The 14501-nt window shown below is 37.6% G+C and carries 17 protein-coding genes, 5 pseudogenes and 1 riboswitch; of the genes and pseudogenes, 7 read left to right on the top strand and 15 right to left on the bottom strand.

Annotated features, from left to right (window positions below):
- Window positions 1–30: 30 nt before the first annotated feature.
- From KUH03_RS15890 to KUH03_RS15875, 4 genes and pseudogenes are all read right to left on the bottom strand, one after another.
- Window positions 31–510 (bottom strand): hypothetical protein, encoded by a 480-nt coding sequence (locus tag KUH03_RS15890; RefSeq protein WP_373564736.1) that lies wholly within the window; start codon window positions 508–510, stop codon window positions 31–33.
- Between the two features lie 91 nt (window positions 511–601).
- Window positions 602–796 (bottom strand): DUF4177 domain-containing protein, encoded by a 195-nt coding sequence (locus KUH03_RS15885; RefSeq protein WP_257094693.1) that lies wholly within the window; start codon window positions 794–796, stop codon window positions 602–604.
- Window positions 783–1426, bottom strand: a pseudogene (locus KUH03_RS15880) (PspA/IM30 family protein). The gene KUH03_RS15885 and the pseudogene KUH03_RS15880 overlap by 14 nt, the downstream one beginning before the upstream one ends.
- Before the next feature lie 67 nt (window positions 1427–1493).
- A pseudogene (locus KUH03_RS15875) lies at window positions 1494–1882 on the bottom strand (molecular chaperone Tir).
- Between the two features lie 90 nt (window positions 1883–1972).
- Here KUH03_RS15875 and KUH03_RS15870 point away from each other — a divergent pair.
- The 4 genes from KUH03_RS15870 (at window position 1973) to KUH03_RS15855 (ending at window position 3903) form a co-directional block, all read left to right on the top strand.
- Window positions 1973–2230, top strand: coding sequence for a helix-turn-helix domain-containing protein (locus KUH03_RS15870; RefSeq protein ID WP_257094686.1), 258 nt, complete (start codon window positions 1973–1975; stop codon window positions 2228–2230).
- Window positions 2231–2259: 29 nt separating this feature from the next.
- Window positions 2260–2631: a hypothetical protein gene (locus KUH03_RS15865; RefSeq protein ID WP_257094684.1), complete on the top strand. Its 372-nt coding sequence runs from the start codon at window positions 2260–2262 to the stop codon at window positions 2629–2631.
- A gap of 222 nt (window positions 2632–2853) precedes the next feature.
- Window positions 2854–3306 carry a hypothetical protein gene (locus KUH03_RS15860; protein WP_257094682.1) on the top strand — a complete coding sequence of 151 codons (453 nt, stop codon included), beginning with the start codon at window positions 2854–2856 and terminating at the stop codon, window positions 3304–3306.
- Between the two features lie 351 nt (window positions 3307–3657).
- On the top strand, window positions 3658–3903 hold the full coding sequence (locus tag KUH03_RS15855) for a hypothetical protein (protein ID WP_257094672.1): 246 nt from the start codon (window positions 3658–3660) through the stop codon (window positions 3901–3903).
- 61 nt (window positions 3904–3964) lie between these two features.
- Here KUH03_RS15855 and KUH03_RS15850 read toward each other — a convergent pair whose 3' ends face one another.
- Window positions 3965–4360 (bottom strand): single-stranded DNA-binding protein, encoded by a 396-nt coding sequence (locus tag KUH03_RS15850; protein ID WP_257094670.1) that lies wholly within the window; start codon window positions 4358–4360, stop codon window positions 3965–3967.
- 186 nt (window positions 4361–4546) lie between these two features.
- Here KUH03_RS15850 and KUH03_RS15845 point away from each other — a divergent pair, with 186 nt between their 5' ends.
- Window positions 4547–4906 carry a hypothetical protein gene (locus KUH03_RS15845; protein ID WP_120261772.1) on the top strand — a complete coding sequence of 120 codons (360 nt, stop codon included), beginning with the start codon at window positions 4547–4549 and terminating at the stop codon, window positions 4904–4906.
- Window positions 4907–5106: 200 nt separating this feature from the next.
- Here KUH03_RS15845 and KUH03_RS15840 read toward each other — a convergent pair whose 3' ends face one another.
- Window positions 5107–5631 (bottom strand): helix-turn-helix domain-containing protein, encoded by a 525-nt coding sequence (locus tag KUH03_RS15840; protein WP_257094668.1) that lies wholly within the window; start codon window positions 5629–5631, stop codon window positions 5107–5109.
- Window positions 5632–5996: 365 nt separating this feature from the next.
- Between KUH03_RS15840 and KUH03_RS15835 the strand changes: the two genes are divergently transcribed.
- Window positions 5997–6431: a tetratricopeptide repeat protein gene (locus tag KUH03_RS15835; protein WP_257094666.1), complete on the top strand. Its 435-nt coding sequence runs from the start codon at window positions 5997–5999 to the stop codon at window positions 6429–6431.
- A gap of 214 nt (window positions 6432–6645) precedes the next feature.
- On the opposite strand, the pseudogene metE reads toward KUH03_RS15835, so the two are convergent.
- The 6 genes and pseudogenes from metE to KUH03_RS15805 all read right to left on the bottom strand — a co-directional run bounded on the left by metE (window position 6646) and on the right by KUH03_RS15805 (window position 11848).
- Window positions 6646–7592: pseudogene (gene metE / locus KUH03_RS15830) on the bottom strand (5-methyltetrahydropteroyltriglutamate--homocysteine S-methyltransferase).
- On the bottom strand, window positions 7568–8818 hold the full coding sequence (locus KUH03_RS15825) for a hypothetical protein (RefSeq protein ID WP_257094664.1): 1251 nt from the start codon (window positions 8816–8818) through the stop codon (window positions 7568–7570). The pseudogene metE and the gene KUH03_RS15825 overlap by 25 nt, the downstream one beginning before the upstream one ends.
- A gap of 211 nt (window positions 8819–9029) precedes the next feature.
- Window positions 9030–9133: riboswitch (SAM riboswitch) on the bottom strand.
- A gap of 150 nt (window positions 9134–9283) precedes the next feature.
- Window positions 9284–9970, bottom strand: a pseudogene (locus KUH03_RS15820) (response regulator transcription factor).
- 53 nt (window positions 9971–10023) lie between these two features.
- Complete coding sequence (locus tag KUH03_RS15815; RefSeq protein ID WP_257094662.1) at window positions 10024–10809, bottom strand: sensor histidine kinase KdpD; 786 nt, start codon at window positions 10807–10809, stop codon at window positions 10024–10026.
- A gap of 142 nt (window positions 10810–10951) precedes the next feature.
- Window positions 10952–11089 (bottom strand): hypothetical protein, encoded by a 138-nt coding sequence (locus KUH03_RS15810; protein ID WP_257094661.1) that lies wholly within the window; start codon window positions 11087–11089, stop codon window positions 10952–10954.
- A gap of 114 nt (window positions 11090–11203) precedes the next feature.
- Window positions 11204–11848, bottom strand: coding sequence for a hypothetical protein (locus KUH03_RS15805; RefSeq protein ID WP_257094659.1), 645 nt, complete (start codon window positions 11846–11848; stop codon window positions 11204–11206).
- 217 nt (window positions 11849–12065) lie between these two features.
- Between KUH03_RS15805 and KUH03_RS15800 the strand changes: the two genes are divergently transcribed.
- Window positions 12066–12380, top strand: a complete 315-nt coding sequence (locus KUH03_RS15800; RefSeq protein ID WP_257094657.1) for a hypothetical protein — start codon at window positions 12066–12068, stop codon at window positions 12378–12380.
- A 57-nt stretch (window positions 12381–12437) separates the two neighbouring features.
- Here KUH03_RS15800 and pyk read toward each other — a convergent pair.
- From pyk to KUH03_RS15785, 3 genes and pseudogenes are all read right to left on the bottom strand, one after another.
- Window positions 12438–13867 (bottom strand): annotated as a pseudogene (pyk, locus tag KUH03_RS15795) (pyruvate kinase).
- Between the two features lie 127 nt (window positions 13868–13994).
- Window positions 13995–14192, bottom strand: a complete 198-nt coding sequence (locus KUH03_RS15790; protein WP_257097020.1) for an IPExxxVDY family protein — start codon at window positions 14190–14192, stop codon at window positions 13995–13997.
- Entirely contained in the window at window positions 14159–14488 is a 330-nt protein-coding gene (locus tag KUH03_RS15785; RefSeq protein ID WP_257094655.1) for an IPExxxVDY family protein, read from the bottom strand. Before KUH03_RS15785 ends, KUH03_RS15790 begins: the two co-directional genes overlap by 34 nt.
- Between the last annotated feature and the right edge of the window lie 13 nt (window positions 14489–14501).

Here is a 14501-nt window from a genome sequence, read left to right as displayed (position 1 = left end):
GGTCTTGTTGGATGATAAATTCAGCGGAACCTACTTTTTGCCTTCAATACTTGCGCGCATTTTTCCCATGCGACCCAGGAAGTCGTGGCTATCTTCGCCATTATAGCCAATATTTTTAAACATTCTTGCGAGGGGTTTGGTCAGAAAATGCATTAAGAAAAACGTAACGATAAAAACAGGAATTAAGATCAATACCGATTTTATTCCCCAGGATGCTACGTCAATATACAATGAGGATACAATAGTGATCACCCAGCCAATGAATTTAAACATGGTCACAATAAGCATAATCGGTACTTTTCCGACATTGATATAATCCATTGCCTTGGCAAAGAAGCCCGGTTCGGTATGTGTATCGGAATCCGTATGATGGTGTGGGTGATCTGATCCATCAGCGTTCATATCATGCGAGCCATCTACGTCACTGACATCAGGAGTAGGGTGTAGATCTATATCGGCATCCGCATCAAATAGATGTACACCATCGCCCATGAGAAACATAAAAACCAATACACTACAGAAAGTCCTGCCAGGACAGTCATGATGCCATTTGATAATGGGTTGAATAAGATATTGATTAATTCTGTCATCGTATTTTCTTTTAAATTTTTTCTCGTTTGAACGTGTAATGAAACGACCAAGAGTGACCATTGACCTCAAGATCTTGCATGGTGACCAATTCCCAGCCCTGATTACCTAGATCATTCAGGATCTCGTCGATTTTGTCCGGATCCAGTTTGGTTCCCCAGAAACCTTTGGGTTCGATTTTGACTGTTTTATACTCAAATCTCCGCATCGCCATTTAATTTTCGTTTTAACTCTTCCAATTCATTGTTGACGGAGTCCGAACCACCGATGTTCTCATTGATTTCATCTATCCTACTTTTGTTGCCCGTTGCGATTTCGCCATAGGCTTTGGCCAAAGCCTCATCCTCTTCGACCTTTTCCTTCATACGTTCCAGCATGGAAATGGTGCTGTTGGAATCAATGTTGGCTAGTTGTCGGTTGACCATTTTAGCCGCATTGGATACTTTAACCCGTGCTTTTAAAGTTGATAGTTCACTTTCCCATTTAGATATATTGAATTTAAGTATATCTACATTCTTGTGTAACTCTTCCGCTGAGCTTTGGTGGATTGTCGCCTGTTTTTCCAATTCGGTGGCTTCGATCAATAACTGTTTTTTTAGTAATAATGCTTCTTTGGCTAAGCTTTCTGCTTTTTCAGTAGAAAGGTCGCCTTTTTGAGCCTTTTGCAATAATAAAATGGCTTTGTTTTCAAATTCATTGGCCTCTTCTTTTTCTTCTCACAATTATTTTGCGTACGTATGGCTAGCGCTTTTACTTTTGCGTAAGCTTCCAACGATTGCTCTAGGTCTTCTTTCATCTCACGGATACCTTGTTCCGTCATTTTGATGGGGTCCTCCATTTTGTCCACTACAGCGTGGATTTCTGCTTGACCGATTCTGAAAATTCTCTTAAAAATATTCATTATTCTATAATTTTGAAAAACTTATTAATTGATTATAATATTCACTGATCAAAAGACTGAGCGAATTAATAGCCGCATCAAATTCATTTTGATCGAGATTATGTATTTGCATGGTATATCGGAATATGACCTTTTGCCATCCTCTGTCAAAGCAAACCCGCCATGGATGATATCTCTATTTTTGATGAGCAACGATTTGAACATGTCCATGTTTTCGTTGTTTATGGTAAATAGGTACTGCTCGAAAATTATGATAGGCTGTGCAATACCTACAATGAGATTGCGAATACCATCATCTTCGTTTTCGATAACAAAAACACCCTCTTTCTCATCTTTATGAGTGATGTTATAACCGATATTGGCGATATAATTTTCAATTTTTGAGAAGTACATAATCAAGTTTTTTATATATTGCACATATTCTTTGCATAAAGATAGTGAATTGCAAAAATATTTTGCAAGAAAAAATTAATTTTTTTTAAAATGAGTAACGTCGGGAATAATATTAAGAAGCTGAGAAAGGTGAAAGGATTGAGTCAACAGGCTTTTGGAGATGTTTTTAATCTTACTAGAGGTAATATTTCATCTTACGAAGAGATGCGTGCTGAACCAAAAATCGAGATTGTCTTGAAAATTGCAAATTATTTTGGCATTCCTGTGCAGCATCTAATTGAAAAAATCTATCCGTTAATGAGATCCTCAATTTTAACGACTATTTTCAGCCCGATATTCCTACATTAGGTGGCAAGCGACTGTCGCAGGTTCCGTTGTTGGAGCGAGAAGCATTGTTAGATGCTTGTACTTACGTATCAAAACTCAATGAACTTCCGGTCATTGAGTTCCCGCTGCAAAGCCGTAATCGTTTTATAGCAATGGAGTATATGGATGCTATACCGGTACCAGGTGATTTTGGCATAACAGCACAATCGATTCTATTTTTTGAAGAAATTGATATTGATAGCCTGCATACTCTAAATAATGCCTTTGGACTGTGTTTTTCGGCGGAGGAGTTCTTTATTGGGAAATATACCATGGTAGAAAGAGAAATAAGTTTGGTGTTAAACGCTTGGAAAAAAAGTCGACTTTGTGTTGGCCGAGAAGGGAACTTTTGGAAATTGTATGGTAAATTTGAAAGAATATAGATTAGCATTGGTAGTCGACCAAACACCAGGTCATTTGTACTGATGAAATCAACACTTATACCGCCAAAGGCAGCATGAACCGAGCGAGTCGAATGATTGAGCTCACGAATACCTTAAAATACCAATTTAATGGGTAAACGAGTTCATGAATGCCATTGAAAATAAATACTTACGAATAACACGTTAATCTGAAAATAATTGATGAACAAATAATTTATACAGATGAAAAAACAGATCTTATTTGTCCTTTTGATATCATTCCTTGCTTTTATCGGCTGTCAAAGCAATACATCCACTAAAGCAAAAAGTGACCAAATCCCTGAAAGCCCAGCTGTGGAGAAAATTGAAACCTCAGCCAAAATAGGCGAGATGGCAGGTTGTTCAACAGAAGAGGCGATGAAATTAATCCTGGCGCTGAAAGAGGTTGAGGAAAGTAAAAGAAACTTGGATAGCTTGACTGATCACAAAGCCAATATCTCGTTCATGATCGATAGTTTGAAACAGGGTGGAAGAGAGTTGTATTCTCTTACCGCTGGATATAATAGTGAAGAAAGATTTGAACCTTACTATCATTTCTATTTGAATAAGAGTGATTGTAAGAATATCCAGATTTTGGACATTGTTTCTGGAGAGTATCTTCCTTTGGAAGCCTGGAGGAAGCAGAATCGCAATTAAAGCCATGGTTTTGTTACAATCAGGTACTATTTCAATCATCGGAGATTTAAACTTAAACGCATGGGAAAGAGAAAACTGAGGTTTTTTAATATTTATTTGTTTTGTGAAAAAATATATTTGGATTATAAAATAAAATAATCCAAATTTAAGTTGGTAAATAATTTTAATTTATTATAAACTTATTCGTTTCATGAAAAAAATGATATTATCTGCAACAATTGCTGCAATTTTCTTTGCTTCTTGTAATAATGCAGATAGCAAAAAGTAGAAACAAAGGATACAGTCACTACAACTGATACTGAAGGTGGTGTTGCGCAGACAACAACAACAGAAACAACTACCACTACTGCAGTGCCTAAGTTTAGTTCTCCAGAAGCACAACAGATGGCGGACGATTACACAAAATATGTGAATGAATATGTTGCTGCTGCTAAAAGTGGAGATGCGACTAAAATCCAAGAGTTAGCTGGAAAGCAACAGGAGTGGGCTACAAAAACAGCTACTGCCCTTACTAAATTAACTCCGGAAGATGCAAAGCTATGGACAGAGTATGCTCAAAAGCTAGCAGCAGAGTTAACTGCGAGTGCGACAAAATAGTTTTTTTGATATAAAGCGGAAAGTAGGACAACGTTAGATGTCCTACTTTTTTATCCCTAAATTAAAATGGGAGCTCATCCTCATCCTCCTCTTGTAGTACTGGAATATCCTCGTTTGAGCAAGTTTGATCTGATAGAATCAAAAAGCTGTCAACTTTGATTTCGGTAATATACGTTTTTATTCCTTCAGCATTTTCATAGTTACGATAGGTAAGTTTCCCTTCAACCATTAGTTTGGTCCCGCGACGACATTTCTTTTCAATGGTATTATTCTGCTTACCCCAAATGACAAGGGTATGCCATTGTACTTCTTCAACCCATTCACCCGCTTTGTTTTTGAAAAGATCATTTGTGGCAAGTCGTAAAACTGAGTAATTTGTCCCTGTTGAAGTGGTTTTGATGATAGGATCATTTCCTAAATGACCGATTAATTGTACTTTGTTACGTAATGTGCTCATTTTGTCTGATTTTTAAATGTTTCTAATAATTCTTATTTTAGTTATAGGCCATAACCTTTAATGGATGTGGAATGACCTTGAGCAAAGATGAAAAGGAGAGGAAATAATAATCGTCTGTTTACCATTTGTATTCGACTATAGTCGGTTGTAACCGTTTGTTGTCGTTTAAATTTCATATTAAACACTATGGAAAAAATCTGTTTGGAATGTGGGCAAAATATAAAGGGAAGATCGGATAAGCGCTTTTGTGATGACTCTTGCCGAAATGCATATAACAATAAACTGAATAGCGATCAAACTAATCTAGTACGCAATCTGAATAATATCCTGCGCAAGAACCGCCGTATTCTAATGGATGTACTAAACGGAGAGGGGAAAGGGATGATAAAGGTGCAAGGTGAAAAATTAAAGAGACTGGGTTTTGATTTCAAATTCCACACACATACATTTGCTAATAATAAAGGGCAAACCTATAAATTTATCTATGAGATGGGCTACCTCATGCTAGAAAATGACTGGGTATTGATTGTCCAAAAGAAGCCATGATAATACGCTATTTACGATTTCTTTTTCCTATTATCTCTTTTGGGAGAAGAGTTCTTCTGATTTTATAAAATCTATTCATACAGCTGTATTTCAGTATACATGAATCGTGAATTTCGGTTCGCGCCAGCTGAATACCAGTTAATCTTAACTTACATCGGCTCCTTTAATTCTAAAATAGTTTACTGCTGTGAAGATGATAATCACGAAGTAATAACATAGGGGATTAGCAGAAAAAGCCAGCCTGTAAAGATGTAATTTAACGATGAAGGCAATCCAATTTTTAAAAAATCTGCTGCAAAAATATAACCTATAAAGGCGCCGAGAAATAAAAGACCGGTGGCATGTATGATGATTATCTTTTTTAGATGCTTGCTATATTGGGTATCTTTATTTTGCTTGGTGTAGCCCATAATCGCTGGGACCAACAGACCTAATAGCGGGTTGACTAGAAAAGTTAAGGAAGCTAGATAAAGTGCCTTTATACTTCCGCTTTGATTTTTGTCGATACTGATTTGATTTACATTTGGCATAATTAATTGTTCTAAAGGAATTTCTAAAATCTGACTGATTTGTCTTAAACTGAAACCACTGATCTCTTCTGTCCCCTTTTCGATTCGTTGTACTGTTCTTAGAGATAGGCCGGCTTGATTGGCGAGATCCTGTTGTGTCAGTCCTCTGAGCTTTCTAGATTGTTTGATGAGTTGATTTACTGTTTGACTTTCCATGAAACGAAAATGACTAAAAGGTTTATGATTTTAAAAAAACGATATGACAATAATATGCCAATGATATAGCGTATTTGTAAGTTGTTAATAATCAAATATTTTGTAATTTGATAAATATTTTGAATCTTTGCAGCACAATAAGGTATTAATATAAAATAAAAAAACGGAAGAATATGTTTGCTATACTAAAAACCCCAGCTTCGTCCTTAAAGAAGAGTCTTGGGCATATTCTCCGGAATACCGCACTCTCTTAATCTTCTTTTCCGGACCACTTTTGGCATTTGTATATGACATCGGATTGTGATGTCTGTATTGCCACGCGATCATTTGAGATGATCTAACCGATAAAAGGAAATGGCATCTGTGTGGCTAGAGGTAGCCGCAAGAAGCTCAATACTCATGTAATGTTTAAAAAAACGATGAATTCAGTGAATAAATATGTTCTCCAGGCCTTGGATAATTATCCATATTATCTGGAGGATACGCTAGAATCCTTATCCTATGCCTTGTCATACGATGAATCCAATACCATGGCATTGTGCCTAATGGGGCGGGTTTATGCGGAGCAGCTGTTTGATTATGAACAGGCAAAGAAATATTTTCAGGAAGCTTTAAGCCACAATGTGCATGCTTTGGAGGTGTATCCTTATTTTATACAGACCCTGATAGACATGGGGGATTACGAAGCGGCAAAGAAAACCATCAAATATGCGTTGACATTGCCGGGGATGTCCCTGGCTGTAATCTGGATCAAGAAGGTGTTGCTACTTGAGAAATTAAAGAAATACAAAAGGCTTTAAAAATCCTCAAAATGGCTAAATTGGATAATCTGAACAGCGATCTGTCCACGATCATAAAGTCTATTGAAGATCGGATTAAAGGAAAATTGGAAATGAATAAGACGGGCAAAAAGCGGAGTAAATAACAGACGAAGACGCTTGATGTCGGATAAAGTATTCAAAAAAAGCCCAAGATGAAATTTCATCTTGGGCTTTTATCAATATAGTTTAAGAATTATTCTGCTCTTAAGATTTTCGCAGCTTCAACCATTGATTCTAAAGCGGCTTTAGTTTCAGGCCAAGCACGAGTTTTCAATCCACAGTCAGGGTTAACCCAAAGTTGTTCCGAAGGAACTACTGCTTTTGCTTTGCGCAATAGGTCTACCATCTCATCTTTGCTTGGTACGCGTGGTGAGTGGATATCGTATACACCAGGACCGATATCGTTCGGGTATTTGAAATCACCTGCAAAAGCATTCAATAATTTCATTTGTGAACGTGAAGTCTCAATTGTAATTACGTCTGCATCCATTGCTGCGATATCTTCGATCACGTTGTTAAACTCAGAGTAACACATGTGTGTGTGGATCTGTGTATCATCTTCAACATTGGATGAAGATACACGGAATGCACGTACAGCCCAGTTTAAGTAATCTTTTGATCTGCTTTGCGCAATGGTAATCCCTCACGGATCGCTGGCTCATCGATCTGAATGATTTTGATACCTGCTTTTTCCAAAGCTTGTACTTCGTCTAAGATCGCCAATGCGATTTGGTAAGTTGTGGTTGAACGTGGTTGATCGTTACGTACGAAAGACCATTGTAAGATTGTTACAGGACCAGTCAACATTCCTTTAACCGGACGGTTTGTCAATGATTGAGCGTATGAAGACCAACGTACAGTCATATCTTCTGGACGGTATACATCTCCATAAATAATTGGAGGTTTCACACAACGTGAACCATAGGATTGTACCCAACCGTTTTGTGTAAATGCATATCCAGCTAGTTGCTCACCGAAGTATTCAACCATGTCATTACGTTCGAACTCACCGTGAACCAATACATCGATATCCAGTTGCTCTTGAAGACGGATTGTATTTTCAGTTTCTTCAGCAATTGCTTTATCGTACTCTTCCTGTGTGATCGATCCCTTTTTCAGATCAGCTCTCCATTTACGCACATCTTTTGTTTGTGGAAAGAACCGATTGTTGTCGTAGGGAATGCTGGCAAGTTGAATTTCGCTTGTTGTGCCGCTTTACGGTCAGCAAAAACTGACGTACGTTTTGCATCATCATCAGTAATGTTGCTTGTACGTGTTTTAACTTCTGGTTTGTGGATCAACGGAGAAGTACGACGGCTTTCTGCTGCAGCTTTGTTTGCTTCGAAACGTTTTGTTGTTTCTGCATCAACTTCGCCTTCTGCTAAGACTGCTAGATCTTTTACCTCTGCTAATTTTTGTTTTGCGAATGCTAACCAGTTTTTAACTGCAGCAGGCAATGATTGCTCATTATGCTCATTATCTAAGTCAAAAGGAACATGCAGTAAAGAGGAAGAAGGAGCAATCCAAACGCGGTCTTTGCCTAATGCATCAACTGCTTGTTTGATTTTAACCAATGATTTTTCGTAATCGTTTTTCCAGATGTTACGGCCTTCAACAATACCTAAAGATAATGTCAATGAAGCTGGAACTTTAGCCAAAACGGTATCCAATTGGTTTTCTCCACGTACTAAATCCAAGTGTAATGCATGGATCGGTAAGTTAACCGCGATATCTTCGTTGTCTTTTAAAGCTTCGAAGTAAGTTGTCGCGATCAATTTGATGTTTTTGGCAGCAGCAGCCAATTTCTCGAACGTAGGTTGGTATAATGCTTTTACTTTTGCATCTAAATCCAAAGCCAAGAAAGGCTCGTCGATCTGAACATATTGTGCACCAGCTTCTGCCAATTTAGACAAGATTTGCTCATATACAGGAACTAATTTGTCCAATAGGTCGATACGGTCGAAACCAGCTTCTTTTTCTTTACCGATCAAAAGGTAAGTGATTGGGCCTAATAAAACAGGTTTTGTCTCAATACCCAATGATTTTGCCTCGTTGTATTCATTTAAGAATTTCTCAGAAGTCAATTTGAACTCTTGATCTTTTGTGAATTCAGGAACCATATAGTGGTAGTTGGTATCTAACCACTTGGTCATTTCCATTGCAGTAACATCGATTCCTTCTTGTTGGAAACCGCGTGCCATTGCAAAATATAAGTCTAAGCTGTAGTTGTTGTCTACTTTATTCAATAAAGAATGGTAACGAGCAGGAATTGCACCAACGGTAAGGGTTAAATCCAATACTTGATCGTAAAAAGAGAAGTCGTTGGAAGGGATCAAATCTATTCCAGCATCTTTTGTGTTTTCCAATTGCCTTCACGAATTTTTTTGCTGTGTCCAATAATTCCTCAACAGAAGATTTTTTAGCCCAATAGGCCTCATTGGCTTTTTCAATTCGCGGAACGCGCCCACACGAGGGTAACCTAAATTGTTAGTCAATAACATAATAATGTTTTTAATATTTCTTTTCAACTATATTTCTTGCTAGAGAGAGAAGGACACACTAGAATTCGGTGACTTCGGCTTATCATTCCCATATCAAGTAGGGTAGAATTTAGCACCTTGTCAAGGGACAGGTTGCTAAGGCTTCATCGGGTCTATTCCCTCTGCCTTTCTCTATAAGCGATGCTAAGTTAGAACATTTCTTTTGATATGCAAATTTTTTATAAAAGTGCACCTATTTTTTTATTCTACTAAGGATAGAAATGTTTTATTTCTTTCTTTTCATTGGAAAGGAGGGTGAAATCACGCATTGGTATCTCACCCTCTATGCCTTTAACTCACCAGGAGTTTGTAACCTTTACCGTGGACATTGACGATTTCAACCTTGCTGTCTTCTCTTAGGTATTTACGAAGTTTACTCAGGAATACGTCCATACTTCTACCTGTGAAGTAATTGTCGTCATGCCATATTTTTAATAAAGCTTCTTCCCGGGTCAATACATCATTCTTTTTTAAACAAAGTAGGCGAAGCAATTCAGCCTCTTTTGTCGATAGTTTTTGCATTTGACCCTTGTAGGAAATCTGCTGACTCGTATAATCGAAGAAGTAATCTCCAATTTCAAACTTATCTGCAACTACTTCATCCTCTTTATCTCTGACACTCCGTTTCAATAAAGCATTTATCCGAAGAAGTAATTCCTCAACACGGAAAGGTTTTGTGATGTAATCATCGCCACCCAATTCAAACGCTTCTGTCTTGTCCTCCATCATGCCTTTTGCAGTGGCGAAGATAATCGGTACGGTGCTATTTGTTTTTCTGATCTCACGGCCCACGGTAAAACCGTCTTTTTTGGCATCATGACATCGAAAATGCATAAATCATAATCATTTTTTTGAACTGAGAAACGGCTTCATCCCCGTCAATACAGAGCGTAACGTCAAATTTTCCCTTTAATTCGAGATAGTCCTTTAAAAGATCCCCAAATTGGGATCATCCTCTGCTAATAATATCTTTTGCATAATGAATCTATTAATTTTCACTAATGTTCCCTGAATATACAAAAAAGAACGTGTTATTTTTTTACGGGCAAAATTACTTCAAAGGTTGTGCCCTTATCTTTCTCACTTTTTACGGTGATTCTTCCATTGAGTCTTCTCAAAATATCCTGAACATAACTTAAGCCCAGACCAAAACCTTTAACGTTGTGTACATTTCCGGTGGGGATACGATAAAATTGATCGAATATCTTTTGGAGGTGATCTCTGCTCATACCAATTCCGTTGTCGGCGATGGTGATAACAATGTTATCGCCAATATTTTTGGAACTGATATTGACATGTAGATCTCCTTTACTATACTTAATCGCATTGTCCATTAGGTTGTAAAATACATTGGAGAAATGCAGTTCATCCCCAACAACAATATCTTTTGTTGCCGCGAGATCGACACTGAATTTTCCGCCGATATTCTGCATCCGAAGCTGCATACTGTCTGTGACAGCGGCTACGAGGTCATTGATATGCACATCTTCGCGATCGAGTTTCAGTGTTTCTTTCTCCAGTTTTGCTAAGTCTAATACGCGTTCGATATGATTCCCGAGGCGAACATTCTCATCGTAGATGATATTGGCCAATTTCTGCACGCGTTTGTGGTCCGCATTGATATCAGGATCCTTAAGTGATTCACTGGCGATCATGATCGTGGCCACAGGAGTTTTAAACTCATGGGTCATATTATTGATGAAGTCAGTTTTCATCTCAGATACCTTCTTTTGTCTAAAGATAATGATGAGTGTATAGGCAAAACATCCGACCAATAGAAACAAAAGTGTGAGCATAGGAAGTAGCAAGTAGCTCATATTGTCTGCTATGATCGCTTTTTTGTTCGGGAAGTATATGGTCAGCTTCCTGGGGCAGCACCAACATCACCTTTAAATAACGCTGTAGAATACTTTGTGGTATTTATGGGATTATTTAGTTCGGCCTCATTGAGAATATTATTTAGCAAAATATTGCTGGTGCTCCATATCTGATATTAAAAGGTGCTTTGATGTCACGATGGATCAATTCTTCTTTTAGGAGTTCCTGAACAATAATAATATTCAACCGATCCTTAAGCGGTCTTTTCGCCAGCTCCATTCCGATAGCGACATCTTCGATGTAGTCCGCCTTTTACCACCAAGCATGGCGACAGAGTCGTAAACATTGAAGCCATAGCCTGCATTTTTTTCGACAGTTTATTTAATTTGGTTTCTAGCTCAAAAATTCGTTTAGATAGTTTTGGATTAGATCTTGGGGGAGAGCTACGATACTCTTTCCAAGTAATCGCTTGAAATCATCAATATGGACAATTAAAAACCGTGTACTGTCATCTTTGGCTTCAATTCGTGGAATTGTTTTTGTTGCTGAAACGATAACGTCTTCTTGATAATATAGCCCATTTGTGGGAGTCTTGACAATGTTGATTTCAACCAAATCCTGATATTGTGTTCTTTTAACATAAGTTTCGTAAAACCAGTTTTCAATGTTAATAATATTTGGATAGGTTGCTTTTAATCTATCTTCTTCTAATTTATATTTTTGATAGATCTGCTCCAGTTTGCCTCTTAGATTCTCAATTTGAGTTTGAAGCTGGAGCTGCTCGGTCAATTGTTGTTGCTTTGCCTGCTCCTGTTTGGATTTTTCGATATTACGCTCCTGTTGTACTTTCGCGAAATCGACAACTTCACGTCGCTCGAGTTTTCCGGCAACAGCAGTAAGTGCAGCATTGACCGACTCGTCAAAGAGCTGTGACTTTTGACGGTAGGAATCTCTCAGGAAATAGAATTGCATAGCCAATACGCCGATTAGTGCCAAAGACATTAGTCCAATGATTAATACAATACTATTTTTCTTCATGAAATTATGTTTTGCAAATATATATTTTCAATAGCATCAGGAGCTCATTACATCCTGTGATTCTAAGCCATTCCCACATCCCATCTGCTGCTTTACTTGAATTGTTACAAATATAAAGATGCTAACTTGTTTTGGAGTTGTTTTAACAATGTTTAACAGCAATTGCTTTAAATCTTGGTTATGTTGTTGTAAATTAGAAGTTAAAATAGATTATGTTATGAAAACTTATGTATTATCATTGGCATTATCTTTTACAGTCGGGATTGCTTTCGGTCAGATCAAACTAAAAGAGCATCGTCCGTTACTGCAGGATAAACAATCCAAGATGCCAGTCCTTGGATTAGATACCACATCGGCTAAGTATAATATGCCTGTTCAGAAATTCAAAAAGTTGGATGGTCTGGCACCTATGCCGGGAACAGAAAAATCGCCCAAGAAAAGGAAATCACAACAGGATACATTGCGGTTTAGGCTGTTGGAAGATAGTTTGAAAGTAAAAGATTTCAAATTAAAGATTGACTCCTATACCTAAGAAATAAAAAGAAAGGCATTCTCACGATGAGAATGCCTTTCTTTATGATCCTATTTCTTACAACTGAGAAACACGGATTGTATTTGTTTTACCTTTTTCAATTAACGGAGTTGATGCTGTATTGATGATAATTGATCCCGGTTTAACATAGTTGTTTTTACAATAAATCTATTGACATCATGGATCGAGCCATCTGTGCTCTCAAATTTGTCGTAGATAAATGTTTTTACACCCCAAAGCAAACTCAATTGTTTCAATAGTTTCTGTGTGCCTGTGAATACCAAGATATCTACATTCGGTCTATAACTTGTAATTTCAAATGCTGTTGCTCCAGAGGAAGTCAACACAGCGATTGCTGAAGCATTTGTTTTTGAGCAAGATAAACTGAAGAAGCGCAAATCGCGTCTGGAATAAGTGTTCCATCGTGGATTTCACTAACTTTCTCATTATAATAAGGATAAGAAGTTTGTTCCACGTGGATAATAATCTTACTCATCGTTTCGATTACAATCTCAGGAATTCACCCACAGAAGTCTCACCACTTAACATCACTGCATCTGCACCATCCAATACTGAATTGGCTACATCGTTTACTTCAGCACGAGTAGGACGAGGTGTTGTAATCATGCTCTCTAGCATTTGCGTAGCAATAATTACAGGTTTTGAAAGGTCTCTACATTTTTGGACAATGATCTTCTGAAGTCCTGGTACCTCTTCCATTGGAAGTTCAACACCCAAGTCACCACGAGCAACCATGACAGCGTCGGTAGCTTCGATGATTGCATCAATGTTTTCGATTGCTTCAGGTTTTCTACTTTCGCGATCACACGTGCATGGCTTCCTTTTGCAGCAATGATTTCTTTACATTGTGCAATATCTTCTGCCGAACGAACGAATGACATCGCGATCCAGTCAGCTCCGTGATCCAATGCAAAGTTTAAGTTATCTAAATCTTCTTCAGTCAATGAAGGGATAGATACTTTGGTGTTTGGTAAGTTTACGCCTTTACGTGAAGTAAGGACGCCACCATGTACCACTTCACAAGTAACAGTGTCTTTATGGTTGGTCTCTAAAACACGAAGTTGAAGTTTTCCGTCATCAAGTAATATGATTTCGTTGGCTTCAACATCGTTTGGAAAGTTTTCGTATGTAATGTAGATTCTGTTTTCATCTCCAATGAGTTCATGAGTGGTAATTTCAACTTTTGAACCATTTACGAGAACAGCACCACCTTCTTTCATTTTTCCGATCCGAATCTTGGGACCTTGTAAGTCAGCTAAGATGGCAACATTGAATCCGGTTTCATTATTTATTGCATTTATAGTTTCGATTACCTTAAGGTGATCTGCCTGGCTGCCATGAGAGAAATTCAACCGACACACATCAACCCCTTTGGCAATCATGTTGGTCAAAACTTGTTTGTCTGCCGAAGCAGGGCCTAATGTTGCGACAATTTTAGTCCTTTTTGAACTTTTTCCATCTGTTATTTTGTATTTTTAATGTTCTTCATTTATGACAACAAACGGCAAGCCGTATTGTTGTCTTTTGTCAAAACTAAATCGAATTAATTTAGATTTACAGTTAGGTGTATTTGCTACACTAACCTACAGTCTGCTAAAATATGAGATTTTCTTTAGATTTCAATATTTTTGGTGATATTTCTTTTGCAATGACCACTTCCGGTAATTTGCTGATCCTTTTGATTATATGTTCAACATCGTCTTCGCAGATGTAATTTTTGATGATGACAAAGAAATCAAAATGGGGGTTTTCGGGAATTAAAAAGGTTCCCTCAATACTTTTATTGTTAATAAGAAAATATTCTGTGTCGGAATCCGGACTGAGATAATGAAAAGCAGTGAAGTGATAGCTGATTTTTTCTTTACGTCAAAGATGATATGATATTCAAGCTCTTCTTCTGATTTATTTTTCGGGCGACCGTCATGGTCGTATTTGCTCTCCTTGCCTCTGGAAAAATCTAGGTTTGTCATTTTGTTGATAAAATGGCAGAGGCGGTAATCTTTAAGCGGACAGGTGATGGCGAGTAGGGTGAAATCTAACTCTTCATCCATATCCATATCTAACCTTGCTACTAACTTATTGACCACTTTTTCCTAAAAT

Source organism: Sphingobacterium sp. E70 (assembly GCF_019285695.1).
Taxonomy (GTDB): Bacteria; Bacteroidota; Bacteroidia; order Sphingobacteriales; family Sphingobacteriaceae; genus Sphingobacterium; species Sphingobacterium detergens.
This window is presented reverse-complemented; position numbering and strand designations above follow the sequence as displayed.

What these genes read in the sequence shown, in the direction of transcription:
- KUH03_RS15885 (WP_257094693.1), bottom strand. Translation starts at nt 796, where the DNA reads ATGCGGAGATTTGAGTATAAAACAGTCAAAATCGAACCCAAAGGTTTC.
- KUH03_RS15800 (WP_257094657.1), top strand. Translation starts at nt 12,066, where the DNA reads ATGAAAACTTATGTATTATCATTGGCATTATCTTTTACAGTCGGGATT.
- KUH03_RS15810 (WP_257094661.1), bottom strand. Translation starts at nt 11,089, where the DNA reads ATGGAGCTGGCGAAAAGACCGCTTAAGGATCGGTTGAATATTATTATT.
- KUH03_RS15815 (WP_257094662.1), bottom strand. Translation starts at nt 10,809, where the DNA reads ATGAGCTACTTGCTACTTCCTATGCTCACACTTTTGTTTCTATTGGTC.
- KUH03_RS15870 (WP_257094686.1), top strand. Translation starts at nt 1,973, where the DNA reads ATGAGTAACGTCGGGAATAATATTAAGAAGCTGAGAAAGGTGAAAGGA.
- KUH03_RS15850 (WP_257094670.1), bottom strand. Translation starts at nt 4,360, where the DNA reads ATGAGCACATTACGTAACAAAGTACAATTAATCGGTCATTTAGGAAAT.
- KUH03_RS15845 (WP_120261772.1), top strand. Translation starts at nt 4,547, where the DNA reads ATGGAAAAAATCTGTTTGGAATGTGGGCAAAATATAAAGGGAAGATCG.
- KUH03_RS15860 (WP_257094682.1), top strand. Translation starts at nt 2,854, where the DNA reads ATGAAAAAACAGATCTTATTTGTCCTTTTGATATCATTCCTTGCTTTT.
- KUH03_RS15840 (WP_257094668.1), bottom strand. Translation starts at nt 5,631, where the DNA reads ATGGAAAGTCAAACAGTAAATCAACTCATCAAACAATCTAGAAAGCTC.
- KUH03_RS15805 (WP_257094659.1), bottom strand. Translation starts at nt 11,848, where the DNA reads ATGAAGAAAAATAGTATTGTATTAATCATTGGACTAATGTCTTTGGCA.